This is a genomic window from Kribbella sp. NPDC058693 (assembly GCF_042715335.1).
In the GTDB taxonomy this organism is placed as follows: domain Bacteria; phylum Actinomycetota; class Actinomycetes; order Propionibacteriales; family Kribbellaceae; genus Kribbella; species Kribbella jiaozuonensis.
On record NZ_JBHXSQ010000002.1, the window covers coordinates 825,348 to 851,120 of the forward strand.

General features: G+C 69.2%; 21 protein-coding genes. 8 read left to right on the forward strand and 13 right to left on the reverse strand.

The window, feature by feature from the left end; all coding sequences use genetic code 11:
* Window positions 1-2 precede the first annotated feature (2 nt).
* Window positions 3-986 carry a GlxA family transcriptional regulator gene (locus tag ACFWUU_RS13565; protein ID WP_380175506.1) on the reverse strand — a complete coding sequence of 328 codons (984 nt, stop codon included), beginning with the start codon at window positions 984-986 and terminating at the stop codon, window positions 3-5.
* Window positions 987-1,057: 71 nt separating this feature from the next.
* Here ACFWUU_RS13565 and ACFWUU_RS13570 point away from each other — a divergent pair, with 71 nt between their 5' ends.
* The 3 genes from ACFWUU_RS13570 to ACFWUU_RS13580 all read left to right on the forward strand — a co-directional run bounded on the left by ACFWUU_RS13570 (window position 1,058) and on the right by ACFWUU_RS13580 (window position 5,048).
* Window positions 1,058-2,332 (forward strand): MFS transporter, encoded by a 1,275-nt coding sequence (locus ACFWUU_RS13570; protein WP_380175508.1) that lies wholly within the window; start codon window positions 1,058-1,060, stop codon window positions 2,330-2,332.
* 46 nt (window positions 2,333-2,378) lie between these two features.
* Entirely contained in the window at window positions 2,379-2,858 is a 480-nt protein-coding gene (gene soxR / locus ACFWUU_RS13575) for a redox-sensitive transcriptional activator SoxR (protein ID WP_137256818.1), read from the forward strand.
* A gap of 63 nt (window positions 2,859-2,921) precedes the next feature.
* Entirely contained in the window at window positions 2,922-5,048 is a 2,127-nt protein-coding gene (locus ACFWUU_RS13580; protein WP_380175510.1) for a RecQ family ATP-dependent DNA helicase, read from the forward strand.
* On the opposite strand, the gene ACFWUU_RS13585 is transcribed toward ACFWUU_RS13580, so the two are convergent.
* Window positions 5,049-5,831 carry an ArsR/SmtB family transcription factor gene (locus ACFWUU_RS13585; RefSeq protein ID WP_380175512.1) on the reverse strand — a complete coding sequence of 261 codons (783 nt, stop codon included), beginning with the start codon at window positions 5,829-5,831 and terminating at the stop codon, window positions 5,049-5,051. It abuts the gene before it with no gap.
* 107 nt (window positions 5,832-5,938) lie between these two features.
* On the opposite strand from ACFWUU_RS13585, the gene ACFWUU_RS13590 reads away from it, so the two are divergent.
* From ACFWUU_RS13590 to ACFWUU_RS13600, 3 genes are read left to right on the forward strand one after another with little or no spacing between them, the layout of a single operon-like run.
* On the forward strand, window positions 5,939-6,730 hold the full coding sequence (locus ACFWUU_RS13590; protein ID WP_380175514.1) for a GNAT family N-acetyltransferase: 792 nt from the start codon (window positions 5,939-5,941) through the stop codon (window positions 6,728-6,730).
* A gap of 48 nt (window positions 6,731-6,778) precedes the next feature.
* Window positions 6,779-7,522 carry an SDR family oxidoreductase gene (locus ACFWUU_RS13595; RefSeq protein WP_380175516.1) on the forward strand — a complete coding sequence of 248 codons (744 nt, stop codon included), beginning with the start codon at window positions 6,779-6,781 and terminating at the stop codon, window positions 7,520-7,522.
* 3 nt (window positions 7,523-7,525) lie between these two features.
* Entirely contained in the window at window positions 7,526-8,254 is a 729-nt protein-coding gene (locus ACFWUU_RS13600; protein ID WP_380175519.1) for a TioE family transcriptional regulator, read from the forward strand.
* Here the strand turns inward: ACFWUU_RS13600 and ACFWUU_RS13605 are convergent.
* Window positions 8,205-9,761: an adenylate/guanylate cyclase domain-containing protein gene (locus ACFWUU_RS13605; RefSeq protein WP_380175522.1), complete on the reverse strand. Its 1,557-nt coding sequence runs from the start codon at window positions 9,759-9,761 to the stop codon at window positions 8,205-8,207. The genes ACFWUU_RS13600 and ACFWUU_RS13605 overlap by 50 nt on opposite strands.
* 153 nt (window positions 9,762-9,914) lie before the next feature.
* Between ACFWUU_RS13605 and ACFWUU_RS13610 the strand changes: the two genes are divergently transcribed.
* Complete coding sequence (locus ACFWUU_RS13610; RefSeq protein ID WP_380175524.1) at window positions 9,915-11,693, forward strand: M1 family metallopeptidase; 1,779 nt, start codon at window positions 9,915-9,917, stop codon at window positions 11,691-11,693.
* On the opposite strand, the gene ACFWUU_RS13615 is transcribed toward ACFWUU_RS13610, so the two are convergent.
* The gene (locus ACFWUU_RS13615) at window positions 11,694-12,554 is read right to left on the reverse strand and encodes a GNAT family N-acetyltransferase (protein ID WP_380175526.1); all 861 of its coding nucleotides are present in this window, start codon (window positions 12,552-12,554) and stop codon (window positions 11,694-11,696) included. It abuts the gene before it with no gap.
* A 107-nt stretch (window positions 12,555-12,661) separates the two neighbouring features.
* Here ACFWUU_RS13615 and ACFWUU_RS13620 point away from each other — a divergent pair, with 107 nt between their 5' ends.
* On the forward strand, window positions 12,662-13,354 hold the full coding sequence (locus ACFWUU_RS13620; protein WP_380175528.1) for a GntR family transcriptional regulator: 693 nt from the start codon (window positions 12,662-12,664) through the stop codon (window positions 13,352-13,354).
* On the opposite strand, the gene ACFWUU_RS13625 is transcribed toward ACFWUU_RS13620, so the two are convergent.
* The 9 genes from ACFWUU_RS13625 to ACFWUU_RS13665 form a co-directional block, all read right to left on the reverse strand.
* Entirely contained in the window at window positions 13,336-15,093 is a 1,758-nt protein-coding gene (locus ACFWUU_RS13625; protein ID WP_380175530.1) for a gamma-glutamyltransferase family protein, read from the reverse strand. The two genes, ACFWUU_RS13620 and ACFWUU_RS13625, sit on opposite strands and share 19 nt — an antisense overlap.
* Window positions 15,090-16,067, reverse strand: a complete 978-nt coding sequence (locus ACFWUU_RS13630) for an ABC transporter ATP-binding protein (RefSeq protein ID WP_380175532.1) — start codon at window positions 16,065-16,067, stop codon at window positions 15,090-15,092. The genes ACFWUU_RS13625 and ACFWUU_RS13630 overlap by 4 nt, the downstream gene beginning before the upstream one ends.
* Window positions 16,067-17,044 carry an ABC transporter ATP-binding protein gene (locus tag ACFWUU_RS13635; protein ID WP_380175534.1) on the reverse strand — a complete coding sequence of 326 codons (978 nt, stop codon included), beginning with the start codon at window positions 17,042-17,044 and terminating at the stop codon, window positions 16,067-16,069. Before ACFWUU_RS13635 ends, ACFWUU_RS13630 begins: the two co-directional genes overlap by 1 nt.
* Window positions 17,041-17,913 (reverse strand): ABC transporter permease, encoded by an 873-nt coding sequence (locus ACFWUU_RS13640; protein ID WP_380175536.1) that lies wholly within the window; start codon window positions 17,911-17,913, stop codon window positions 17,041-17,043. The genes ACFWUU_RS13635 and ACFWUU_RS13640 overlap by 4 nt, the downstream gene beginning before the upstream one ends.
* Window positions 17,913-18,866: an ABC transporter permease gene (locus ACFWUU_RS13645; RefSeq protein ID WP_380175538.1), complete on the reverse strand. Its 954-nt coding sequence runs from the start codon at window positions 18,864-18,866 to the stop codon at window positions 17,913-17,915. Before ACFWUU_RS13645 ends, ACFWUU_RS13640 begins: the two co-directional genes overlap by 1 nt.
* A complete protein-coding gene (locus ACFWUU_RS13650) occupies window positions 18,863-20,560 on the reverse strand; it encodes an ABC transporter substrate-binding protein (RefSeq protein WP_380175540.1) in 1,698 nt (565 codons plus the stop codon). Before ACFWUU_RS13650 ends, ACFWUU_RS13645 begins: the two co-directional genes overlap by 4 nt.
* A 180-nt stretch (window positions 20,561-20,740) precedes the next feature.
* Window positions 20,741-21,241, reverse strand: a complete 501-nt coding sequence (locus ACFWUU_RS13655; protein WP_380175542.1) for a GNAT family N-acetyltransferase — start codon at window positions 21,239-21,241, stop codon at window positions 20,741-20,743.
* A 165-nt stretch (window positions 21,242-21,406) separates the two neighbouring features.
* Window positions 21,407-22,717: an SWIM zinc finger family protein gene (locus ACFWUU_RS13660; protein WP_380175544.1), complete on the reverse strand. Its 1,311-nt coding sequence runs from the start codon at window positions 22,715-22,717 to the stop codon at window positions 21,407-21,409.
* Window positions 22,714-25,764 (reverse strand): SNF2-related protein, encoded by a 3,051-nt coding sequence (locus ACFWUU_RS13665; protein WP_380175546.1) that lies wholly within the window; start codon window positions 25,762-25,764, stop codon window positions 22,714-22,716. Before ACFWUU_RS13665 ends, ACFWUU_RS13660 begins: the two co-directional genes overlap by 4 nt.
* Between the last annotated feature and the right edge of the window lie 9 nt (window positions 25,765-25,773).

Sequence of the window (25,773 nt, forward strand, 5' to 3'; positions counted from 1 at the left end):
GTTCAGCCTGCCCGGAAGGTCTTGCGGTAGGCCAGCGGCGAAACACCCAGCTCGGAGCGCAGGTGGTGGCGCAGCGACGCGGCGGTCCCGAGACCTGCCTCGTGGGCGACGCGGTCGACGGACAGATCGGTCGTCTCCAGCAGGTTGCAGGCGTGCCGCACGCGTTGCTGCAGCAGCCAGGTGCCGGGTGACTGGCCGGTCTCGGCCTTGAAGCGTCGGCTGAACGTACGCACGCTCATCTGCGCGTTGGCTGCCATCGCCCCCAGGCTGATGTCCTCGCTGAGTCGTGCGAGCGCCCACGCTCGCGTCGGCGACGTACCTTCGGTGCCTTCTGCCGGGATGGCGTGCTCGATGAACTGCGACTGCCCGCCGTCCCGCCACGGCGGAACGACGCAGTGCCGGGCGGCTCGGTTCGCGACCTCGCTGCCGAAGTCGCGGCGGATGAGGTGCAGGCAGAGGTCCACGCCCGCGGCGAGTCCGGCCGAGGTGAGGATGTCGCCGTCGTCGATGAACAGCTTGTCCTCGTCGAGCTGCACCCGCGGGTAGACGCTGCGGAACAACTCGGCCCGCTCCCAGTGCGTCGTCGCGGGCCGGCCGTCCAGGTAGCCCGCCGCGCCGAGCACGAAGGCGCCCGTGCAGATCGAGGCGATCCGGGTGCCCGGGCGGATCGTCGCCAGCGCGGCGGCCAGGTCGTCGGGCAGGGTGCCGTCGTACCGCGGCTGGTGGATGTAGGTGCCGGGGACGATCACCGTGTCCGCTTCGGCCAGCGCCTCGGGTCCGTGGTCCGGGACGAGGTTGAACCCGGCTCCGGCGCGGACGGGGCCGCCGAGGCCGCAGATGCGGACGTCGTACAACTGGGTGCCGTCGGCCTTGGTCGCCGCGCCCAGGACTGTCGGCGGGATGGTCAGGTCGAACCCGACCACCGGCTCCAGGGCGAGGACGGCGACCACGTGCGGACCTACCGAGGTCAGGTGACGAGGACTCATGGCCGTATCTTGACACATGTTGTCCATCTGGCCACTAGTTCGATGGCGGTCGAACCTGCACCCTTGATCGGGTGACGCAGATTCTCGAGACGAAGAAGACGCCGCGGGTGCATCTTGCCTGGGCAGTCGCCGTGGTTGGGTTCGTGACCTTGATCGGTGCGGCCGGGTTTCGTTCGGTGCCCAGCGTGCTGCTCGATCCGCTGCACGAGGAGTTCGGGTGGTCGCACGCGACCATCTCCTCGGCGGTGTCGATCAACCTGCTGCTGTACGGCGGCATCTCGCCGTTCGCCGCCGCCCTGATGGATCGACTGGGTCTGCGCAAGGTCGTCAGCGGCGCGCTGGTGCTGATCGCGCTGGGCAGCGGTCTGACTGTCTTCATGACGTCGTCGTGGCAGCTGCTGCTCTGCTGGGGTCTCCTGGTCGGCGTAGGCACCGGATCGATGTCGATGACGTTCGTAGCGACGATCACCGGGCGCTGGTTCGTTCACCGCCGCGGTCTGGTCACCGGGATCCTCACGGCCGCCGGTGCGACCGGTCAGCTCATCTTCCTGCCACTGATCGCGACCCTGGCAGCGCGCCACGGCTGGCGGGTTCCGGCACTGGTAGCAGCTGGTGCTGCGTTGGCCGTCGTACCGCTGGTGCTGCTGTTCCTGCGCGACTACCCGAGCGACGTCGGGCTCAGGGCGTACGGCGCTCCAGAGGGCAGCACCGCCGGACAGCGGGTCGAGACGACCGGTAGCAGCGCGGTGCGGGCTGTGCGTGCACTGGGGATGGCTGTACGGCGGCCCGCGTTCTGGCTGCTCGCCGGAGGGTTCGCCATCTGTGGAGCGTCGACGAACGGGCTCGTCGGCACGCACTTCGTCACGGCTGCGCACGACCATGGCATGCCTGCCACGACCGCTGCGTCGTTGCTGGCACTGGTGGGCTTGTTCGACGTCGGCGGGACGATCTTCTCGGGCTATCTGACCGACCGGTGGGACCCGCGGTTCCTGCTGATCGCCTACTACTCGCTGCGTGGACTGTCGCTGCTGGTACTGCCGTCGCTGCTCGGGCCGACCGCCGCGCCGAGCACCTGGGTCTTCATCATCTTCTACGGACTGGACTGGGTGGCGACGGTGCCGCCGACCGTGGCGCTGTGCCGGGAGTGGTTCGGACAGGACGGGCCGATCGTGTTCGGCTGGGTGTTCGCGTCGCACCAGGTCGGGGCTGCGCTGGCGGCGACCGGTGCCGGTTGGATCCGGGACGCGCAGGGCAGCTACAACCTCGCCTGGTACCTGGCCGGCGGACTGTGCGCCGGGGCCGCGCTGATGTCAGCGAGCATCGGACGGCGACTCGTTACTGCGTGACCCTGTCCGCTAGCCTCGATTTAAGTTGAGGTTGGAGGGATGGGCGATGGACATCGAGCCTGGTGAGCTGACGGTCGGGCAGTTGTCGGAACGCAGCGGCGTTGCGATCTCTGCGCTGCACTTCTACGAGCGCCAGGGCTTGATCCTGAGCCGCCGTACGTCGGGGAACCAGCGCCGGTACAAGCGGGACACGTTGCGCCGGGTGGCGCTGGTCCGGATCGCGCAGCGAGTCGGCGTACCGCTCGCGGAGGTCGCCGCAATCCTCAAGCTGCTGCCGGAGAACCGGACGCCGACGCGGGCCGACTGGGAGCGCATCTCGGAGTGCTGGCAGGCCGAGCTCGACCGCCGGATCCTGCATCTCGAGCAGCTGCGGGACGACTTCAAGGACTGTGTCGGCTGCGGCTGCCTGTCCCTCGATCGCTGCGCCTTGGCCAACCCGTACGACGCCCTGGCCGCGAAGGGTCCGGGACCGCGCCGGCTGATGGACAACGAGGGCGAGCCGTGTCATCCGGGGAAGTGCGCCTGAGGTTATCCACAGCTCCGGGGTCGGGCTCAGCGGGCTGGGGGTGCGGGCGTCTAGGGTTCGAGCATGGCTGAGACCGATGGACCGTTTGCTCTGACCGACGACCGCGCGAAGGTCGCCGGCGATGTGATTCGTGCGATCGCCGGTGATGACGCTCGGCTGCGCGCGGATCAGGAGACCGCGGTCGCGGCGCTGTGCGAGCCGGCTGCGCGGGTGCTCGTCGTGCAGGCGACCGGATGGGGCAAGTCAGCCGTGTACTGGGCGGCGACCGCGATCAGACGGTCGGAGGGCGCCGGTCCGACGCTGGTGGTCTCGCCGCTGCTGTCGTTGATGCGCGATCAGGTCGCGGCCGCGAGCCGGGCCGGGTTGCGCGCGGCGACGCTGAACTCGAACAACATCGACGCATGGTCAGGCATCGAGCAGGACCTGCGGTCGGGCGCGATCGACGTGCTGCTGGTGTCGCCGGAGCGGCTGGCCAACCCGGGGTTCGGGCGGCGGGTGCTCGATGGGCTGGCTGGGCAGGTCGGCCTGCTGGTGATCGACGAGGCGCACGCGGTGTCGGACTGGGGACACGACTTCCGGCCGGACTATCGGCGGGTGTCCGACGTACTGCAGCAGCTCAACCCGAAGACTCCCGTGCTTGCGACGACAGCCACGGCCAACTCGCGGGTGACTGACGACGTGGCGAAGCAGCTGGGGGAGTCGACCCTTGTACTGCGTGGGCCGCTGGCCCGGGCGAGTCTTCAGCTCGCGGTGGTGGACAAGCTGTCTCCGCTCGATCGGTTTGCCTGGGTCGTGGATCAGCTGCCGAAGTTGCCGGGGTCCGGGATCGTGTACGCGTTGACCGTCGCGGATGCGCAGCGGCTGGCATCGGTGGTTCAAGAGGTGCACGGTCGGGATGTGCCGGTCGCGGCGTACACGGGTCAGCTGGAGGCCGGGGAGCGGGAGAGCCTCGAGGATGCGTTGCGGGCCAACCAGCTGAAGGCGTTGATCGCGACGTCGGCGTTGGGGATGGGGTACGACAAGCCGGACCTCGGGTTCGTGGTGCATGTGGGTTCGCCGCCTTCGCCGGTGTCGTACTACCAGCAGGTCGGTCGTGCCGGGCGCGGGATCGACCATGCGGTGGTGGCGTTGCTGCCGTCCGATGCTGACTCGGGCGTGTGGGACTACTTCGCGACGGCGACGATTCCCGTGCCGGAGAACGTGCAGCGGCTGCTCCGGGCGTTGGAGGGGTACGGTCCGGACGAGCCGGCGACGGCGCCTGCGTTGGAGGCGGAGACCGGTCTGCGGCGTACTCGCGTCGAGTTGATGCTGAAGCAGCTGGCTGTGGAGGGAGCGGTCGACCGGGTCGAGCGAGGCTGGGTCCGGACCGGTGCGGACTGGAGCTTCGACGCCGAGCACTACGACGGGATCGTGTCCGTACGGCGCCGCGAGGCCGACATCATGCGCGCCTACACGCGCGGCGATCGTTGCTTGATGCAACTTCTGCAGGAGTCGCTGGACGACCCGTCGGCGGAGCCGTGCGGGCGGTGCTCGGTGTGCCTGGGGGAGTTGCCGCCACCGCTGGAGTCGCGGCCCGATCCGGAGACCGTGGCGACGATCGTCCGGTTGCTGCGCGGCGAGGTCCACGTGCTGGAGCCACGGAAGATGTGGCCGGGCGGTGCGTTCGGAGCCCGCGGGAAGATCCCGCCCGCGCTGTCGGCAGAGCCCGGCCGCATCATCGTGTACGCCGACGCACCGGAGTGGCGTGAAGTGGTTCAGGGTGCATTCGGCGGATCGCCGTTGCCTGACGCGGTGGAGACGCTGAAGTCCGGTGCGGTCGCGGCGCTGTCACGCTGGCGCGGGTCGTGGTCGGCGCGCCCGGATGTCGTTGTGCCGGTGGCCGCTGGAGGTTATGGCGAGCTCACGTCCGCGATCGCCGATCATGTGGCCGGCGTCGGCCGGCTGGGCCGGGCCGAGCTGACGATCGACCGGACCGGCTACACCGACGACCTGTCGTCGGCCGAGGAAGCCAGAGTCTGGCGCGACGGTCTCCAGGTCGACCAGGCCACCGCTCAAGCCATCACAGCCCGGACGGTCCTCCTCCTGGTCGACTCCACCTCATCCCAGTGGCCGGTCACCGTGGCCGCAGCCAAACTCCGAGAGGCCGGCGCGGCCGCAGTGTTGCCTCTCGTCATCCACAAACGCCCTTGATCAACGGACGGGGGCGAGTTCCAAGAAGGACTTCAGGTCGGAGATGACCGCCGGCCAGCCGTCCTGAATCATCGTTCGCAGCACGCTGTCCGGCTCGAAGCCGCTGTGGATGACGGTCAGCTTCACCTTGTCGTCCACCGGCTCCAGCTCGAACGTCGCGGTCGACAGCGGCTCGCGGCTGATCTGCTCGTACACGTCGGCCGGCAGTTCGACCGCCTTCGCGAACTCCGGCGTGATGTGGTGCCAGGCATACGACAACCGCGTGTACGGCGTGTGCTCGAGCACGACCTGCCCCGGGCCGGTCATCGAGACGTCGCCCATGTGCCAGACCATCTCGGAGCCGGGCTTCCAGTCGGTCTCGTGGGACAGGTTCCAGTACTGCGCGGTGAACTTCGGCTCGGTCAGTGCCTGCCAGAGCCGCTCCGGCGTGGTCTTGATGTAGGTCGTGTAGACGAAGTCGTTGTCGCTCATGGGTTCGGCCTCCAAAGCCGTCTTGAGATCGGCGAACAGCTGCGCCCGCCGTCGGTCGTACTGGGTGATCCAGCGGTCGGCGATCGCGTTGATCGGCTCGGCGTTGAGGTAGTGGAGCTTCTCGCGCCCGCGCCACATCGTGGTGACGAGGTTCGCGGTCTCCAGGATCGCGAGGTGCTTGCTGACCGACTGCCGCGCCATCTCCAGCCCGGCGCAGAGGTCGCGCAGGGTCTGGCCGTTACGGGCGTTGAGCATGTCGAGCAGCTGCCGCCGGCTCGGATCGGCCAGCGCACGGAACACCTCGTCGTCCATCACGCCTCCCGGTCGATCATGCAGCCGTGTGGCTGCATGACAAAGATAGGCAGCCGAATGGCTGCATGTCAAGGGAACTCGATTGACGCAGCAGTGAGGATGGACGGGTGGACATCACGAGCCTCGGCTACCGCACCGACCTCTTGCTGCTCGAGCTGGGCGGCAGCATCTTCCGCGACACCGGCGAGTACGTCGTCGTGCGGACGCCGGCCAATCCCGGCTTCTGGTGGGGGAACTTCCTGCTGTACCGCACGCCGTTCGCGCCGGACGACGCCAAGATCCGCGTCGACGACTTCCGCCGTGAGTTCCCGGACGCGGAACATGTTGCCCTCGGCATCGACAGCGTGGACGGCGAGATCGGCGCCGAGGACGAGGTGAAGGCCGCCGGTCTCACGATCGACCGGAGCGTGGTGATGACCGCCGACCGGGTCGTCCCGCCGCCGCGGCCGAACACCGAGTCGACGTACCGGTTCCTGGACAGCGACGACGACTGGGCGCAGCTGTTCAACCTGAGCCTCGCCACCGCGGACATGACGGTCGACGCCGCGTACGAGGACTTCACCCGGCGCAAGCAGGCGACGCAGCGCGAGCTGGTCGCTGCCGGCCACGGGAAGTGGTTCGGTGCGTTCGAGGGTGATCGGCTGCAGAGCTCGATGGGGTTGATGTTCGACGGCAAGGGCGTTGCGCGGTTCCAGACCGTGCAGACGTCGCCCGAGGACCGCGGTCGTGGTCTGGCCGGAACGCTCGTCCACCACGCGTCGACGTACGGGCTGACCGAGGCCGGTGCGCGGACGCTGGTGATGGTCGCGGACCCGGACTACCTCGCGGTCCGTATCTATCGCTCGGTCGGATTCGAGGACACCGAGACCCAGCTCCAGTTCGCCCGGCCGCCTGCGTGACAGCGGCCGCTCCGTGACAGATGCCGGCTCCGTGACAGAGTAGGACGCATGACTGACGGACGTGGAGTCGTGCTGGTCACCGGTGGGAGTCGCGGGATCGGCGCGGCCGCGTCAGTTGCCCTCGCGGCCGACGGCTGGGACGTCGGCGTCAACTACCGGACGCAGGCCGACGAGGCTGCCCGGGTCGTGAAGGCGTGCGAGGAGCTCGGCCGGCGCGCGATCGCCGTACAGGCCGACGTCGTCGAGGCGGATCAGATCGAGCGACTCTTCGACACCGTGACAGCCGAGCTCGGTCCGCTCGGTGCGGCGATCAACAACGCCGGTGTCGTCTCGCCCGGCGGGCGCGTCGCGGAGTACGACGCCGAGCGCCTCGACCGGGTGTTCCGGATCAACTCGATCAGCGCGTTCCTGGTCGCGGGCGCGGCGGTTCGTCGGATGTCCACGGCGTACGGCGGCGCTGGGGGAGTGATCGTCAACGTCTCGTCCCGCGCGGCGGTGCTCGGATCGGCCGGCGAGTACGTCGACTACGCCGCCAGCAAGGCCGCGGTCGACGCTCTGACGACCGGCCTGGGCAACGAGGTCGCGAAGGAAAGCATTCGCGTGCTGGGCGTGCGTCCCGGCCTGATCGAGACCGACATCCATGAGGCGGGGCGGTTGGATCGACTCGGTGCGACGCCTCCGCTGGCCCGTCCCGGCAAGGCGGCGGAGGTCGCGGAGGTGATCGCGTTCCTCGCCTCGGAGCGCTCGTCGTACATGACCGGCACGACGGTCGACGTCTCCGGCGGCCGGTGAGCCATGGGGCTGCGGCCGGTTGACCTGGCGCGCCGTGCCGGGGTGTCGACGCAGCTCGTCCGCAACTACGAGGCGGCCGGGATCCTTCCACCGGCGCCGCGGTCCGACACCGGGTACCGGCAGTACGGACCGGAGCATGTGTCGGCGCTGCTCACGTATCGCGCGCTTGCACCCGGCTTCGGCGCCGAGACCGCGACTGAGATCATGCGCGCAGTCCACGACGGCGACGAACCGCTTGCGTACAGGTTGGTCGACGCGGCCCACGCCGCGCTCCACGAGCAGCGACTCGCGACCGACGCCGCCAGTGAGGCCCTCGCCGCGCTGGCTGCCGAGAACGTCGACGAACTCACCGGCCCGTCCCTGCTGGTAGGAGAGCTCGCGCACCGCCTCGGCATCCGCACCTCGGCGCTCCGGGTCTGGGAGGCGGCCGGTCTGCTGGCGCCCGCGCGAGAGCCTGGCACCAAGTACCGCAGATACGGCCCCGAGCAGGTTCGCGATGCACGGATCATCCACATGCTTCGCCAGGGCCGGTACTACTTCGAGCAGATCAAGCCGGTCCTCGACGGCCTGCGAAGGACCGGCAGCACCGACGCCCTGCGGACCGCGATCGCCGAGCGCCGCGCAGCTCACGACCGCCAAACCAAGGCGATGCTGTACGGCACTGCGCTGCTGCATCAACTGATCAATCAGGGACAGCCAGCCGAGTCGGCGCCGACCGTCCCCGCACCGTGATCTGCTCGGTGGTCCGCCACTGATCAGCCTCCGCCGGCGCTGACTGCTCGACCGCGGCCATCGAGGCGATCAACCGGCCCGGCGCAGCCTTCGCCAGCTCGCTCAATCGCGCTGCCTCGTTCACCGGATCGCCGATCACGGTGTACTCGTGCCGCCGTACGTCGCCGACCGTGCCGGCCACCACGATCCCGGCCGTCACGCCGATCCCGGCGATTGCCTCCGGCAACTCCTCGTCGAGCCGGCGGGCCAGCTCGCGCCCGGCGCACAACGCGCTCCCGGCCGGATCCGCCAGCTCGGCAGGCGCGCCGAAGACCGCCAGCGCCGCATCGCCGGCGAACTTGTTCACGAACCCGCCCTGCCGATCCACCTCGTCGACCACGATCGCGAAGAACCGGTTGAGCAGCTGCACGACCTCGGTCGGCGCGCGGTTCATCGCCAGCTCGGTCGACCCGACCAGGTCGACGAACAGCACCGCGACGTACCGCTCCTCGCCGCCCAGGCGATCGCTGCTCAGCGCCTCCTGCACGACGCCCGGGCCGACGTACCGGCCGAAGACGTCGCGGATCCGCTCGCGATCCCGCAGGCCTTCGGCCATCCGGTTGAAGCCGGCCTGCAACGAACCCAGCTCGGTGCCGTCGAAGACCGGGATGCTCACATCGAGCCGCCCCTCGCCGATCAGACTCAGCGCGTCCCGCACCGACCGGACCGGGGCCACGACCGACTTCGCCGACAGCATCGTCAGCAGCCAGCCGTTGCCGAGCGCCACGATGCCCAAGGCAAGGATCACGACCGACAACCGGGTCGAGGTGACATCACCCTCGATCAGCGCGAGTACGGCGGCCAGCATCAGCCCAGCCACCGGTACGGCGGAGCCGACCGCCCAGAAGAACACCGTCCGCGCCTTCAGCCCTGCCGCCAGCAGCCGTCGCGGCGGCGATGAGTCGGCCAGCGCTCGCGCCGCGACCGGGCGGAGCGCGAACTCGGTCAGCAGGTACGACACCGAGCAGGTGATGATCGCACCGTCGATGACCGTGAGGGCGACGCGGAGCGCATTCTCCGGCTGCATGACCACCGTCATCACGGTGAAGATCACCGCGGCGACCAGCCAGAGCAGCACCTCGATGAGCGTGAGCCGCAGCGGCAGCTGCAACGTGGCGATCTGCTCCCGGCGCGTGGCCGGTCGCTCGAGCTCCACCCAGCGGGTCACCCGACGGGTCAGCCGCATGCTCCAGACGCATCCGACCGCGATCGCGAGCACGAAGTACGCCGGGATGATGATCGCGTCGGCGAGCTGGAGCCGATCGATCAGCGACGGGCCGGGCAGTACATAGACGGCGAGGACGAAGACGACCAGTGCGCCGATCAGGTTCGTGCCGATCGAGAACGTGGTCATCAGGATCTGCAGGCGGACCCGCAGCCGCCGCGTGCTCTGGTCGGCCGGACCGAGCAGCCAGGATCCGAACGGGCGCCTTTTCAGCACCAGATCCGGACTTCCCTGGGTCATCATGGTCACAGTCTGCTAGGTGGCACCCCCATTCTTGCAACTGGTGTCAGGACCGAACCATGGTTTTGGCACGTTGGTGCGGCTGGCTCAGATCGGACGACCGATCGGGCCGGGACCTGGGTACTGTTCCCCGGACGCCTCACTCGGGGAGCTTCCGTGACGCACGATCGCCACTCCTACGCCGAGCCTGCCCTGGTTCGGACCACCCATCTCGAGCTCGACCTCGCGCTCGACTTCGACGAGAAGGTGCTGGCCGGTTCGGCCACGCACACTCTCGCCTGGACCGACACAGAGTCGCACAGCGGGGACCGCCTCGTCCTGGACACCCGCGACCTCACCGTCCTTGGGGTCGAGGGGCAGACGGCCGACGGCTGGGAGCCGCTCGAGTACAGCCTCGCCGTCCCCGACAAGGAGCTCGGCGCCGCGCTGACGATTCGGACGTCGAAACATCCGCGGGTCAAGGTGAGCTACCGGACCGCGCCGACCGCGACCGGACTGCAGTGGCTCGAGCCGGCGATGACGGCCGGCGGCGTCATGCCGTTCATGTTCAGCCAGTCGCAGGCGATCCACGCCCGCAGCTGGGTGCCGGTGCAGGACACCCCGAGCGTGCGGTTCAGCTACGCGGCGCACGTGACCGCGCCGCCGGAGCTGATGGTGCTGATGAGTGCCGACAACGGTACGACGTCGCGCCGGACCGGCTCGTACGACGTGGTGATGCCCGAGCCGATCCCGTCGTACCTGCTGGCGATCGCGGCGGGCGACCTGGTGTTCGAGCCACTCGGCGAGCGGTCCGGGGTGTGGGCGGAGCCGGCCACGGTGCGGCAGGCGGCGACCGAGTTCTCCGACACCGAAGAGATGATGCGGGTCACCGAGGAGCTGTTCGGTCCGTACCGCTGGGGCCGGTACGACCTGCTCGTGCTGCCGCCCTCGTTCCCGTACGGCGGCATGGAGAACCCGCGGATGACGTTCGCGACGCCGACCGTCGTGATCGGGGACAAGTCGCTGGTCAGCGTGATCGCACACGAGCTCGCGCACAGCTGGTCGGGCAACCTGGTCACGCAGGACAGCTGGGACGACATCTGGCTCAACGAGGGCTTCACGTCGTACGTCGAGAACCGGATCGTCGAGGCTGTCTACGGGACCGAGTTCGCGTTGATGGAGACCGCGATCAAGCAGCACGCGACCGTGGTGAAGCTGGACCCGCTGACGCCGGCCGAGCTCGCTGTCGAGCTGCCGGGTCTGCACCACCGCTCGGAGTACCACGGGAAGACGTCGACCGGGCCGCTCAAGGGCTCGTGGTTCTTGTCCTGGCTGGAGGAGCGGTTCTCGCGCGAGGTGTTCGATCCGTTCCTGCGCGGGTACTTCGACCGGTTCGCGTTCCGGAGCATCAACACCGACAACTTCGTCGAGCACCTGCGGGAGCACCTGCTGTCCGAGCACCCGGACGTGGTGACGGACGACGAGCTCGCGGCCTGGCTGTACGAGCCGGGCATCCCGGCGTTCGCGGCGCGCGCGGTGTCGCCGCGGTTCCAGGTGGTGGACGAGGCGCGTGACCTGTGGCTGAAGACGGGCGAGCTGCCGCACGGCGCCGGGCAGTGGACGACGCAGGAGTGGCTGCGCTTCCTCGACGCGGCGCCCGACGTGCTGAGCCCGCTGCTGTTGCAGCAGCTGGATCGTGCGTTCGGTCTGACGGGTACGGCGAACGGCGAGATCGCGCGTCGCTGGTACCAGATCGTCGCCGCCAGCAGCTACGAGGCGGCGTACGCGGAGATGGCTGAGTTCCTCACCAAGGTCGGCCGCATGAAGCTCGTTCTCCCGGTCTACCAAGCCCTGGCCGGCACCGACCGGGCGTTCGCCGCTGAAGTCTTTGCGAAGGCCCGTCCGGGTTACCACCCGATCACAACCGCTGCCGTCCAGAGAATCCTGGGCCAGTAGTCAGAGGTCCAGCTTGCGGCGATTGACCTCGTAGCCGGGTCGATAGCCGAGGTGGGTGTTGGTTCGGCGCATGGGTGTGTTGGTGTCGACGGTGTCGGTGAGCAGGCCGTCGAGGTCGGGGAAGTCGTGCCGGGTCTCGTGGATCTGCGCGGCCTTCATCCACAGGGCGAGGCCGCGGCCGCGGTGGGCTGGGAGTACTGCGGTGCCGTAGTGCTGCCCGTCGCCCTTCCCGTCGCCCGGTACGACGAGCTCGGTGAAGCCGACGATCTGTCCGGTCTCGTCGAGTGCTGCGAGGACCGAGAGATGGTCGCCGCGTTGGGCGATCACCTGCGCGGCGTGCCGCGTCCGCTCGACGTCCCACACATCCGCGCCGACCGAGATCGACCCGGTGGGCGCATCGTCCATCCCGGTGCGCGCGTCGGTGAACGTCTGCACCAGGTCATCCGGTACGACGCCCTCCCAGGAGATCAACCGGTACCCGGGAACCGCCGGTACGTCGGGAATCGGCTCGGACAGGTCGAGCCGCGTATAGATCAGCGTCAGCCCGATCTCGAAGCCGTGATGCTGGAGGAACTGATCACCGACGGACCCGACGTTCACATCGACGAGCAGCGTCCGTACGTCGTGGTCACGCGCCCCGGCGACGACCGCGTCGAGCAGCTGCGACCCGATCCCGCGGCGGCGCTCGGCCGGATGCACGGTCAGCTCGAGCTCACCCAGCTGCGAGTAGTTGTTCCGGCTGTCGAGGCGGAGGAACGCCGAACCGACCGGCGTACCGTCGTCCTCCGCAGCCAGCCACGCGATCCGGCGGCTGGTCGGCCGGTAGTCGGGATCCGTCAGGGCAATCAATCGAATGCTCAAGTCGCCAACCTAACCCGCTGCCGGGATCACGTGCCGCCGGTCAGTTGATCGGCTACCGTGGCGCGCAGGCTGAACGGGGAGAGGCGAACGGGGAGAGGAGCCCACGGGTGGAGCAACTGGACGGCGAGGCCGGGCGAGACAACGTCGTACGCACGATCGGTGCCGATCACATTGCTCTGCGCGAGCAAGTGCTGGCGGAACTGCGCCGCCGGATCATCGACGGCGACTACAGACAGGGGGAGCGGCTGACCGAAACCCGCCTCGCGGACGACTTCGGTGTGTCGCGGAATCCGGTGCGTGAGGCGCTCCGAGTGGTCGAGGCCGAGGGGTTCGTCCACATCTTGCCGCGCCGCGGCGCCGTCGTCGCGACCCTCGACGAGACCGCGGTCCGCGATCTGTTCGCCGTCCGCGAGCAGCTCGAAACGCTCGCCGCAGGCCTCGCGGCAGAACGGGCGACGGCCGAGGGGATCGCCACGTTGCGCCGGCTGATCGACGACGCGAGCAAGGCGACCGAGGCCGAGGACTTCGACCGGGTCGCCGAGCTCAACAGCGCGTTCCACCGGGCCGTGATCGAGGTCAGCGAGAACCGCTGGCTGCACTCGATCTCGTCCGCGATGTACTACCACGTCCACTGGGTGTTCCGCGTCGGCGCCGCCCAGCGCGCACCGCACTCGTCCGAGGAGCACGTCCGGCTGGTCGACGCCATCGAGGCCGGCGATGCGGAAGCCGCCACCACGGCCGCCCGCCTGCACGTGGAGGCGGCCGCGAAGGCAGCGTTCGGTCAGCGTCCGACGGCGTAACCCTGCATCCCGCGCGGGTTCGCCGCTGCGGCGAGCACCCCGTCGGCTTCCTTCCGTACGGCGCAGAGCCGGCCGAGGCTCCACGCATCCGAGTCGGTGACGACGTGCCCACGCCGTACCAGCTCGTCACGGATGTCCTTGCCGACCCGCGTCTCCATCACCAGGCCGCCCGGCTCGGTCGCGCGCGGGTAGAACGACGACGGGAAGCCGGTGGTGTGCCATGCGGGCGCGTCGATCGCCTCCTGCAGATCGATCCCGGCGCCGAGGTGCCGGAGCAGGAACAGCAACTGCCACTGGTCCTGCTGGTCACCACCCGGTGATCCACAGGCCATCAGCGGGTCGCCGTCGCGGAGTACGAGGGTCGGCGTAAGCGTGGTGCGCGGCCGCTTGCCCGGTGCGAGGGAGGCCGGCAGGCCCTCCTCCAGCCAGAACATCTGCGCCCGGCTGCCGAGGCAGAACCCGAGCTCCGGGATCGTCGGCGAGGACTGCAGCCAGCCACCGCTCGGCGTCGCGGAGATCATGTTGCCCCACTTGTCGATCACGTCGACGTGGCAGGTGTCACCGCGTGTCACGCCACCGGACGACACCGTCGGCTCTCCGGTGGTCGCGTCACCAGTTTCGTTGCCCACGGCAAACGATGGCAGTCGCGGCTCGCGGCCGTCCGGACGTCCGGGCCGAAGGTCGAGCGACGCGTCGGACCCGATCAGCTTCGCCCGCTCAGCGGCGTACTCAGGCGACAGGAGTGTGTCGAGCGGTACGTCGGCGCCGTCGCCGTACCAGGCCTCGCGGTCCGCGTACGACAGCTTCATCACCTCGACCGTCGTGTGCACACCCTCGGCGCTGTCCAGGTCGACCTCGCCGAGGGCCGAGAGCACGGCCAGGGACTGCAACAGGCCGGGCCCCTGGCCCCACGGACCGGTCTTCGCGACCGTGTACCCGTTCCAGTCGTACGTCGCCGGGTCCTCCCACGTCGCCTCGAACGCGGCCAGGTCATCGCCCGTGATCAGCCCGGCGTGGTCCTCGCCGCTCGAGTCGCGGTGCGGCAGCCGGGAGAACTTGTCGATCGCCTCCGCGACGAATCCTTCCCGCCACGCCTTCCGGGCCAGCTCGATCTGCGTCTGCCGGTCCGCGCCGGCCGCCTCGCCTTCGACGACGAGCTTCTCGAGCGTCGCGGCGTACCCCTCGTTGCTGAACCGTCCGGTCACCGGCCGACCGTCCTTGAGCCAGAGCGCGGCCGACGTCTGCCAGTGGTTCTCGAACAACTCCTGCACGGTGCTGATCGTGTCGGCGACCCGCGGCACCAGCGGATGACCGTTGCGCGCGTACTCGATCGCCGACTCCAGCACGACGCGCAGCGGCAGGGTGCCGTGATCACGCAGGAGGAGCAGCCAGGCGTCGACCGCACCGGGGACCGTGGCCGCCAGCGGACCTGAGCCGGGAACCAGCGCGAGGCCGAGCGAGCGGTAGTGCTCGATCGTCGCGCCGGCCGGGGCGACACCTTGGCCGCACAGCACGCGCGGGGCGGGGTCGTCGGCGGTCGCGATGATCGCCGGCACCTCACCACCGGGCCCGTTGAGGTGCGGCTCGACCACGTGCAACACGAACCCGGCCGCGGCACCCGCGTCGAACGCGTTCCCGCCGAGCTCGAGGATCCGCATGGCCGACTGCGACGCCAGCCAGTGCGTGGACGAAACCATCCCGAACGTGCCGCGCAGCGTGGGCCGGGTGGTGAACGTCATCGGGTCACTCCTTCTGTTGGTCGTACGTCGGGTCCGGTGCCGTCGTCGTTGACGAGGTGACAGGCCACTTGATGTCCACCTTCTCCGATCGTGCGTGTCTCCGGCACGACTGTCCGGCATTTGTCCACGGCGACGGGGCATCTGGTGTGGAAGCGGCACCCGGGCGGCGGGTCGATCGCCGACGGCAGGTCGTCGCCGAGCAGGACCGGCCGTCGGGCCCGCTGCTCGGCTGGATCGGGTACGGGCGCCGCGGACAGCAGCGCCTGCGTGTACGGGTGGGACGGCTTGCCGAAGATCCGAGCGCGCGGCCCTTGTTCGACGAGCTGGCCTAGGTACATCACCGCGACCTCGTCCGCGAGGTACTCGACCGCGGACAGGTCGTGGGTGATGAAGAGACAGGCGAAGCCGAGGTCACGCTGCAGATCGGCCAGCAGATTCAGTACTGCGGCCTGCACCGACACGTCCAACGCGCTCGTCGGCTCGTCGGCGACCAGTAGTCGCGGCTCGGAGATCAGTGCGCGGGCGATGCTGACCCGCTGCCGCTGACCACCCGACAACTCGTGCGGTGCGCGCTGGGCGACCTCAGGCCGCAGTCCGACGCGGCGCAGAGCCTCGTGAACCTTGGCCGGGATCTCCTTGCGACGCATCAGCCGCAGCGGCTCACCCACGATGTCGCCGACGGTGAACCGAGGGTCGAGCGAGCCGGCCGGGTCCTGGAAGACGATCGAGACGTCCCGGCGATGCGGTCGGAGCTGACGGCGGGACAGGTGTGTGATGTCGGCGCCCGCAAGCCTGACCGTCCCACCGGTCGGTTCGAGGAGTCTGACAATGCACCGGCCGACTGTCGACTTACCTGAGCCGCTCTCACCGACCAATGCAACGACAGAGCCTTGGGGGATCCGCAGTGTGACTCCGTCGACCGCACGGACCGGTCCGAAGTGCATGACGAGGTCTTCTACTTCGAGCGCGTCCATCAGACCTCCACGGCTTCTCGGACCGGGTGCCAGCACGCGACCCGATGTACGCCGGCGGTGAGCTCAGGCTGTGACGCCGTACAGGAATCGTCGGCCCGGGGACAGCGGTCGGCGAACGTACAGGCGTCGGGCTGCTCGGACAGGACCGGCACCAGACCGGGGATCTCGCTGAGCCGATGCGTCTCGGCATGACGTCCGGCGGCGGGCGACGCACCGAGCAAACCGACCGTGTACGGGTGCTGCGGCCTAGCGAAGATCTCGTGCACCTCCGCCGTCTCGACCACGCGTCCGGCGTACATCACCGCGACCCGGTCGGCGAGGTCCGCGACGACGCCGAGGTCGTGCGTGATGAGGACGATGCTGGTACCGAGGCGTTCGCGCAGTCCCCGCAGTACGTCGAGGATGCCGGCCTGGATGGTGACGTCGAGCGCGGTCGTGGGCTCGTCGGCGATCAGGACCTTCGGATCGCAGGCGACCGCCATCGCGATCATCACCCGTTGGCGCATGCCGCCGGAGAGTTGGTGCGGGTAGTCGCTGATCCGGCGTTCCGCGGACGGGATGCCGACGAGCTTGAGCAGCTCGATGGCGCGGGCCTGGGCGGCTTGGCGGGTGACGCCGACATGGGTACGCAGTACTTCGCTGATCTGGTGGCCGACGGTGAAGACCGGGTTCAGCGAGGTCATCGGCTCCTGGAAGATGTATGCGACCTCGCGGCCGCGGATCGAGCGGAGCGTGCGCTTGTCGGCGCCGATCAGCTCGGTGCCGTCGAGCTTGACCGAGCCGTTGACGGTCGCGGTGCGGGGGAGCAGACCGGCGATGCTCATCGCGGTGACGCTCTTGCCGCAGCCGGATTCACCGACCACGGCGAGGACTTCACCGTCGCCGACCTCGAAGCTGACGTTGTCCACTGCGGACAGCCGGCCGTCCTCGGTCCGGAACGTGACCGAGAGATCTTTGACTGCGAGGACAGGTGTCATCGGCGGCTCGCCTTCGGGTCGAGGGCGTCGCGGAGGCTGTCGCCGACGATGTTGAACGCCAGCGTCAGCAGCATGATCGCGACGCCGGGCATCACCGCGGCCCAGGGCGCCCGGGATGCGAACTGTTGCGCGTCGGCCAGCATCGTGCCGAGGCTCGGTGCCGGCGGCTGGATGCCGAGGCCGAGGAACGACAGCACGGCCTCGCCGAGGATCGCGGCCGGGATGCCGACGGTCGCCTGGACGATGACGGCCGAGCCCGCGTTCGGCAGGATGTGCCGGCCGAGCACCCACGCGTCACTGGCGCCCTCGACGATCGCCGCGGCGACGAAGTCGAGCGACTTCAGCCGCAGCGTCTCCGAGCGGACGATCCGGATCATGCCGGGGATCTGCGCGATACCGATCGCGATGGCAGCGTTGCCGAGGCTCGCCCCGCGGATCGCGGCCAGCCCGACCGCGAGGATCAGGAACGGGAACGCCAGCACGAGATCCGTGAGCCGCGAGATGAGTGCGTCGACCGCGCGGAAGTAGCCCGCGATCAGCCCGAGCGGTACGCCGATCACCAGTGAGAACGCGACCGCGAGGATCCCGACGTGCAACGACGCCCGCAGGCCGAACATGATCCGCGAGAGCACGTCCCGGCCGAGGTCGTCGGTGCCGAGCAGATACCCGGCCGTCCCCGGCGGGGCGAACGCGTTGCTCAGGTGCGTCTGGGTGGGGTCGTGCGGGGCGAGCACGTTCGCGAACACCGCGAGGACGACTCCGATCGCGAGTACTGCGAGGCCGGTCAGCGCGAGCGGGTTGCGGAAGACCCGGCGTACCACGCGGCGGCTGTTGCTGCGCGGCGGAGCGATTGCTTCGGCGACGGCCATCACGCTTCACCTCGCACACGGATCCGCGGATCGATGACGGAGTACAGGAGATCGACGAGCAGGTTGATCACGATGTACGCGGTCGCGGTGACGAGGACGACCGCTTGGATGACCGGGTAGTCGCGCTGGAAGACGGCGTCGACGGTGAGTTTGCCGAACCCGGGGAGCGCGAAGATCCGCTCGGTCACGACGGCGCCGGAGATCAGCGCGCCGAGTTGGAGGCCGACGATCGTGACGACGACGATCAGGCTGTTGCGCAGGGCATGCTTTCCGATCACTGCCTTGGGCGGGAGACCCTTGGCTTCCGCGGTACGGATGTAATCGGCGCTCAGCGCGTCGAGCATCGATGATCTGGTCTGGCGCATGATGACCGCGGCCAGGCCGGTGCCGAGGATCACCGCCGGCAGGATCAGGTGATGCAGGTTGTCGATCGGGTTGGTGAAGAACGGGACGAAGCCGGAGGCGGGAAAGAGGCCGAGGGCAACGGACAGGTACAGGATCGCCATCAGCCCCAGCCAGAAGTGCGGCACCGACAAGCCCAGCAACGCAAGGCCGTTCGCGGCCCACTCGGCAGGCCCGCCGCGTCGTACGGCGGCCACGACGCCCGCGCCGACGCCGATGACGCCGGCAATCAGGATCGCGAGCACCGACAACTCGATGGTCACCGGCAACGCACTGAAGATCATCGACCGCACCGGTGCGCCCGTCCGGATCGACTCGCCGAGATCGCCGCGCGCCGCGTGACTGACGAACTGCCAGAATTGCACCAGCCACGACTGATCGAGCCCGTACTGCTGCCGGATCGCCCGCAACGACTCCGGGTCCCGATCCTCGCCGGCCAGGGCCAGCGCCGGATCGCCCGGCAACGCCCGTACTCCGACGAACACCACGATCGTCGCGAGTACGAGCGTCACCACGCTCTGCCACAGCCGGTTGAGGAGGTACCGCCTCACTTGGCGAACCCCGCGAAGGCTGTGCGGATCACGCCGTCCGGGTAGACCTGGATGCCGAGCAGCTTCTTGGAGACACCGGTGAGGTTGCGCTGGCGGTACATGTAGATGATCGGGTCGTCCTGCTGGAGCTTGGTGACGACGTCGCCGTACAGCTTGACGCGCTGGGCCTGGTCGGTGGACTGACGGGCGTCGGTGAGGAGCTTGTCGAGGTCCGGGCTGCTGTAGCCGGAGACGTTCTGGCTGCCGGTGGTGCCGACGAAGTTGAAGATGTTCGCGTCGGGGTCGACCCGGCCGGACCATCCGAGCTGCAGCAGCTCGAAGTCACCACGGTCCTGCTGGTCCAGCAGTGCGGCGTACTCGACCGGCTTGATCACCAGGTCGAATCCGCCCTCCTTCACCATGCCCTGCAATGCCTGCGCGAGCCGCAGGCTGTCCGGGTTGTTCGACGTCACCATCTCGACCTTGTACGGCGTCTTGACGCCCGCGTCGGCCAGCAACTGCTTCGCCTTGGCCGGATCGTGTGCCGGGCAGACCTGCGCCGTGTCCGACGTGAACTCGCTCTTGGGCGAGATCGGCGAGCAGGCAACCGTGTTCAGACCGCCGAACAGCGACTTCACCAACGCTTCGCGGTCGATCGACAATGCCAGCGCCTGCCGGACCCGGGGGTCCTTGGCGAGCGGAGTGCCGAGCGACTTGAGCGGATTGCCGACGCCGCTCGAGTTGCCGATGTTGATCGTCAGGCCCTGGTAGCCGAGCGACTGTGACTGCAGCACGCTCACGGTGTCGTCCTTCTGCAGCGACGGGGTGTCCTGCGTGGACAGCGAGTCCGCGACCTGAGCGTCGCCGGACTTCAGGTTCGCCGAGCGGATGCTGGAGTCGGTGATGATCCGGTACTCGATCGCGTCGAGGTGGACCTTCGCGGCGTCGTAGTACTGCGGGTCCTTCACGACCTTGATCGAGTTCTGCGCGACGCGGCTGGCGAACTTGAACGGGCCGACGCAGACCGGCGCGTTGGAGAAGTTCGCACCGAGCTTCGCGACGGCTGCAGGGCTGAGGACCATGCCGGCCCGGTCGGCGAGCGCGGCCGTCAGCGGGGCGAACGGCTTCGACAGCTTGATGACGACGGTCTTCGGGTCCGGCGTCTCGATCGAAGTGATCGGGCCGAGCTCACTCTTGCGCGCGGATCCGGCGAGCGTGAGGTCGCGGTTCAGCGAGATCTTCACCGCGTTCGAGTCGAGCGTGCCGCCGTCGGCGAACTTGACGCCCTGCTTCAACGGGATCGTCAGGCTGAGGCCGTCGGACGAGATCGTCGGGAGCGCGGTGGCGAGCTGCGGCACGATCTTCGCGTCCGAGCCGAGGTCGTACAGCTTCTCGCACATCGTGTGGAAGACGTACCGCGAGTAGAGGCTGCGGGACAGCGTCGGGTCGAGCTTGTCCGGGTCGGCGGACAGGGCAACGGTCAGTGTCCCGCCCTGCTTGACCTGCGCGGCGTCGGCCGGCTCACCGAAGACGTCCTGCCCGGCCGGCGCCTGGGTGCCGCTGCTGTCGCTGCTGCTGTTGCCGGCGGGTTCGACCGGGGAGCAGGCCGTGCCGACCAGGGCCAGCGCGATGACGGCAGCGCCGATCCCGGCCACTTTCCGGCGGCGGTTACTCAAGGTGAAACGGTTCAGCGAGAGCGGAAGTCGACGAGTCATCGCGGGCTCCTGAGTAGGCGGTTCCGTCGACTGTTTCATGTATACAAGGTGGGTGCGCAAGTGATTCGGCGAGTTTGACTGAACCTTTTACGACCGCTCGCCGTACTCGCAGTGGAACGTTCAACGCCGACGACCGCAGGGGTCGCCGGAGGCTGGAGCGCGGCCTCCGGCGACCCGATTTCAGACGGTGACGGGGTACGTGAGGTCCCCGGCGGGTACGGCGTGGCCGCCCAGTGCGAGTGCCATCAGGTTCGGTCCGTCGTACTGCGGGTGATGGACGCCGAACTCGGTCGCCTGCCGGAATCCGAACCGCGGGTAGTACGTCTCGTGACCGAGAACGACGACGGTCTCCTCGCCGCGATCACGCGCCGTGGCCAGCGCGGCCCGCACGGCCGCCCCGCCGGCGCCTTGCTTCTGGTACTGCGGAAGCACGGCGACCGGTCCGAGCGAGAGGACCGGCTTGTCGCCGATGCGGCAGCGGGTGAGCAAGGCGTAGGCGACCGGCTCGTCGTCGGTCGTGGTCGCGACGATCATGAACCCGGGAATCCAGGCGACCGGGTCGGCGCGATGGGCGTCGAGGAAGTCGACCTCGTAGTGGCGGCCGAACGCCAGCCGGGTGATGTCGCGGATCAGTTCCAGGTCGGACGGTGTCTCGACGCGGGTGTTCCAGGTGATGGACAACGGTGGTCCCTTTCGAAGGATTTTGGGTGTGGTTGAGTGACCGGGCGCGCGGCAACCCGGAATCGCGCGGTCATCAACCCCACCTCCTTCGAAGTCGCGGTCACCCTAGCCGGAAGGCCGGCTGGATCGCACCGGATTTACCACTGAGCATTTACCTCTCGGTTCTTACCACTCGGCGAGGAGCGGATCCTTCGACGGCGGCGCGACCGGGGTCCAGCTGCCGTCGACCAGCCGGTACGGATGCCACCGGCCGGCGCGGTCGAGGCGGAGCTGGGCGTCGGGGCCGAGGGTGAGTTGGTTGCCCGTGGCGGTGATGGTGAGCTCGTCGTCGGCGGCGAGTAGCTCGGCCCGCGCCCGGTTGAGGTCGGCGGGGTTGGGCGTCCAGGTGTGTTCGAGCACGTCGAGGCCGGGCGCTCCGCCGTACCGCCAGGCTTGGATGCCGAGGGCAAGGTCTCTGGTCGTTGCCTCGGTCAACGGTGTGATGAGCTCCGGGAAGTCGGCCGCCAGGCGGATGGTGTCCTGCCATTCGTCCAAGGTTGCCGGGCTCGGGCGTCCGTGGAGGAGTGCGCTCAGAAGCGCTCGCGCCCGGCGGGCCGCGTCGAGGACCAGGAGTGGGAGGACGGCCGGTCCCAGACCGTCGGGTGGCTCGATCCCTGTCACCGCCAGGTCGTCGAGGCTGATCTTGTCCGGCAGATCCGGAGGCTCGGGCAGCTCGCCAGGCGCGGCACCGAAGACGTCTGCCACGAGGACGCCAGCACCAGCCTCAGCCCCAGCACCAGCCCCATGCCCAGCACCAGCCCCAGCACTAGCACCAGCCCCAGCACCAGCACCAGCCCGATGCCCGGCCCCAGCACCGTGCCCGGCCGCAGCGCCGGCCCCACCGCCGGAGGCGCCGCTGGCCCCAGCTCCGGTTGGCCTCGCGGTCGACAGGTGGAGCTCGGCGAGGACGGACTCACGGGTGCGGCCGCGGAGGAGCAAGAGAACGAATGGGTCGGCGTCGAGCAGCCACGCGACCTGGTAGCAGAGAGCCGCCGCGTGCTGGCACGGCAGCTCCCACGCGTCGCACGTACAACTCGGGTCGAGGTCGCCGATGCCGGGCAACAGCGTGACTCCCGCATCCGACGCGGCCTCAACCAGATCGTGCGGCATCTCGCCGTCCAGCAACGCGGCGATGTGGCCGGACCGAGCCGCGACCTGCTCACTGAACCGGCGCCAGTCGCCCGCGCTCAACTCGTCGACGTGCACGACGGACTCGTAGGTGTCCTCGGGGGAGTACACCGTCGCCGCGATCCGGCCCGGGCTGATCGTGATGGTCCCGACCTGCCCCGAGTTCGCGTACTGGCGACCCTTGCGCAGCTGACCGGCGTCGAGCGACGTGTCCTCCATCGCCTGCACCCACGCCTGCGCCCACCACGACCGCCCGCGCGTACTCCGCCGCTGTCGCGCGAACGCCGGGAACCCTTGTACGTCGTTCATCGCAGGCCTCCCCGCAGCTCGACGAGGTCGGCAAGCTCCGCATCGGACAGCTCGGTCAACGCGGCCTCACCGCCATTGAGGACCGCTTCGGCCAGCTCGCGTTTCGCCGCGAGCATCGCGGCGATCCGGTCCTCGATGGTGCCTTCGGCAATCAATCGGTGCACCTGCACCGGCCGGGTCTGCCCGATCCGGTACGCCCGGTCGGTCGCCTGATCCTCGACGGCCGGATTCCACCAACGGTCGTAGTGGACGACATGATCGGCGCGGGTCAGGTTGAGACCGGTGCCGGCGGCCTTCAGCGAGAGCAGGAAGACCGTGACCTCACCCGCCTGGAATCGATCCACCATCGCCTCGCGCTGCGCGACCGGCGTACCGCCGTGCAGGAGTTGGGTCTGGATGCCACGTTCGTCGAGGTGTCGCTCGAGCAGACGCGCCATGGCGACGTACTGCGTGAAGACGAGGACTGCGCCGTCCTCGGCGACGATGGTCTCGAGCAGCTCGTCGAGGAGCTCGAGCTTGCCGGAGCGGCCGCTGAGTCGGGCGGAGTCGCTCTCCTTCAGGTACTGCGCCGGGTGGTTGCAGATCTGCTTCAGGCCGGTCAGCAGTTTCACGATCAGACCGCGGCGCGCCATCTGGTTGCTGGCGCGGACCTCGGCCATCAGCTCGCGGACAGTTGCCTCGTACAACACAACCTGCTCGCGGGTGAGCGAGACCGGCTGGTCGGTCTCGGTCTTCGGTGGAAGCTCGGGCGCGATGCCCGGGTCCGATTTCTTGCGTCTCAGCAGGAACGGCCGGACCAGCTTCGCGAGCCGGGCGGCGACCTCCTCGTCCTTGTCGGCCTCGATCGGGGCTGCCCATTGGTTGCGGAAGGTGCCGAGTCGTCCGAGCAGGCCGGGCGTGGTCCAGTCGAGGATTGCCCATAGCTCGGACAGGTTGTTCTCGACGGGCGTGCCGGTCAGGGCGACTCGCGCTTGTCCGGGCACGGTGCGCAGCGCCTTCGCCGCGCCGGATGAGGGGTTCTTCACGTGCTGTGCTTCGTCGGCGACGACGAGGCCCCAGCGGTGGTCGGCGAGTCGTGCCGCGTCGCGGCGGAGTGTGCCGTACGTCGTCAGGACGAAGCCGTCCCGGGCGTCGTCGAGGGAACGTGAGGTGCCGTGGAATCGGCGTACCGGAGCGCCGGGGGCGAACCGCTGGACCTCCCGCTCCCAGTTGCCGAGGAGTGATGCCGGGCAGACGACGAGGGTCGGGCCGGCTGTGTCGGCGGACTGCTGGCGGTGGAGGTGGAGCGAGATGAGCGTGATGGTCTTGCCGAGGCCCATGTCGTCGGCGAGGCACCCGCCGAGGCCGAGCGAGGTCATCCTTGCTAGCCAGCGCAGGCCGCGCAGTTGGTAGTCGCGCAGTGTGGCTTGGAGTCCGGCCGGTGCCTCGATGGGCTCGTCGGCGCGGTCGGGGTCGGCGATGCGGGCGCGGAGGTCCTCCAGCCACTTGGTCGAGGTGACGGCGATCTGGCGGCCGTCGATCTCGGCGGTACCGGTGAGCGCGACACCGAGGGCGTCGATCGGGGTGACTGGTTTGAGGATGCGTTCGCGGGCTTTGCGGGCGAGCTCGGGATCGATCAGCATCCACTGGTCGCGCAGGCGAACCACCGGACGGGTGGCTTCGGCGAGCTGGTCGAGCTCGGCCTCGGTCAGCGGGTCGTCTCCGACCGCAACCTGCCAGCTGAAGTCGAGCGTCTTGTCGCCGCCGAAGAATCCGGGGAGATCACTGGGCGGTCCGTCCGCGGACGTGATCGCGGCCCGGGCCGTGAGTTGGCGCCCTAGACTCCGCGGCCAGTGCAGATCCACCCCGGCCGCCGTCAACCGCTGCGCCGAGCCAGCGAGCAGCTCTGCCACTTCTTCGTCCGACAGTTCCATACGGTTTGGTATGGCGGAGTCCAACAGCCGCTGGAGGGCCGGCCAGACCCGCGCGGCCCGGCGGATCGCAAGCGTCGCGTCAATCCGTGCCCGCGGACCGAAGCCGGCGACGTCCTCGGCCCAGACGTCGTCCGCATCCCGCACCAACGTCGGATCCTTCAAGCTGTGCAGCTGAACGACCGCGCTGAACGCAAGCGAGTCCGCCAACTCGATCCGCAACGAGATCCGCACCCCGCTGTCGAGCCCCGCAGAAACCTCATCCGCCCAACCCCGCAACCGATCCACCCGCTGCGGCGCCGAGGCGGCAAACAGGTTCGTCTGATGCGCCTTACCAGCAGCCGGCGACCGAGGCATCCCATCAGCAACCGCATCAAGAAACTCCCGCACCAACTCCTCAGCCACCGGCAACCGCACCCCACCAGCGGAGAGCGAGGGAGCAGGTGAGCCTTCTGGTGGAGGCGAGCCCGATGCGCTCGCGAGTTCCCCAGCCCGGTCCGCGAGCGGCGCCGCGGACGTCTCACGCAGCCCGGCCGAGCCGGACGTGGCTGCCGGCTCGGCCGAGGGGGAGGTGGTTGAGAGGGGGAGGGCTCGGGCTGAGGGTGGCATCGACTCGGCGAGGGTGAGGATTCGGGTGACGTCGGCGGTGTCGAGTGGGCCGACTCGCCAGGCGTCGTGGCCGGTTGGGGAGACGCCTGGGAGGAGCTTGCCGCGGGCAACCAGCTGGAGCGCGACCAGCGACGCCGCGCCCCAGAACACCGCCGACGGATGAGCCCCCGCCGCCCGCCGCATCCGCCCGAGCACAGGAACCGCATCCGCAACCGACAACTCGATCGCCCGCACCGACCGCAGCTCGGCGCTAGCCCCCGCCGGCAGCTCGGTGCTCGTATCTGCCGGCAGCTCGGCGCTTGCCCCCACCCGCAGCCCGGCGCCGTCGTCCGGCGGCGCTGTCGCCTCGCCGTCGGCTGGCTGCGCGTCGGGGTCGGCGAGGAGCAGCTGCAGGTCGACCTGGTCACCGATGCCTAGGGGGAGTTCACCTCCGGTAGGGTTCCAGAAGGCTATTCGGCTTGTGCGTGGGGGATCTGCTGGTTGGAAGACCACCGCGTATCCGGCCAGCTCTTGCCCCGTGTCCAGCAAACCGACAAC

What these genes read in the sequence shown, in the direction of transcription:
- ACFWUU_RS13565 (WP_380175506.1), bottom strand. Translation starts at nt 986, where the DNA reads ATGAGTCCTCGTCACCTGACCTCGGTAGGTCCGCACGTGGTCGCCGTC.
- soxR (WP_137256818.1), top strand. Translation starts at nt 2,379, where the DNA reads ATGGACATCGAGCCTGGTGAGCTGACGGTCGGGCAGTTGTCGGAACGC.
- ACFWUU_RS13580 (WP_380175510.1), top strand. Translation starts at nt 2,922, where the DNA reads ATGGCTGAGACCGATGGACCGTTTGCTCTGACCGACGACCGCGCGAAG.
- ACFWUU_RS13585 (WP_380175512.1), bottom strand. Translation starts at nt 5,831, where the DNA reads ATGGACGACGAGGTGTTCCGTGCGCTGGCCGATCCGAGCCGGCGGCAG.
- ACFWUU_RS13595 (WP_380175516.1), top strand. Translation starts at nt 6,779, where the DNA reads ATGACTGACGGACGTGGAGTCGTGCTGGTCACCGGTGGGAGTCGCGGG.
- ACFWUU_RS13600 (WP_380175519.1), top strand. Translation starts at nt 7,526, where the DNA reads ATGGGGCTGCGGCCGGTTGACCTGGCGCGCCGTGCCGGGGTGTCGACG.
- ACFWUU_RS13605 (WP_380175522.1), bottom strand. Translation starts at nt 9,761, where the DNA reads ATGATGACCCAGGGAAGTCCGGATCTGGTGCTGAAAAGGCGCCCGTTC.
- ACFWUU_RS13625 (WP_380175530.1), bottom strand. Translation starts at nt 15,093, where the DNA reads ATGACGTTCACCACCCGGCCCACGCTGCGCGGCACGTTCGGGATGGTT.
- ACFWUU_RS13630 (WP_380175532.1), bottom strand. Translation starts at nt 16,067, where the DNA reads ATGGACGCGCTCGAAGTAGAAGACCTCGTCATGCACTTCGGACCGGTC.
- ACFWUU_RS13635 (WP_380175534.1), bottom strand. Translation starts at nt 17,044, where the DNA reads ATGACACCTGTCCTCGCAGTCAAAGATCTCTCGGTCACGTTCCGGACC.
- ACFWUU_RS13640 (WP_380175536.1), bottom strand. Translation starts at nt 17,913, where the DNA reads ATGGCCGTCGCCGAAGCAATCGCTCCGCCGCGCAGCAACAGCCGCCGC.
- ACFWUU_RS13650 (WP_380175540.1), bottom strand. Translation starts at nt 20,560, where the DNA reads ATGACTCGTCGACTTCCGCTCTCGCTGAACCGTTTCACCTTGAGTAAC.
- ACFWUU_RS13660 (WP_380175544.1), bottom strand. Translation starts at nt 22,717, where the DNA reads ATGAACGACGTACAAGGGTTCCCGGCGTTCGCGCGACAGCGGCGGAGT.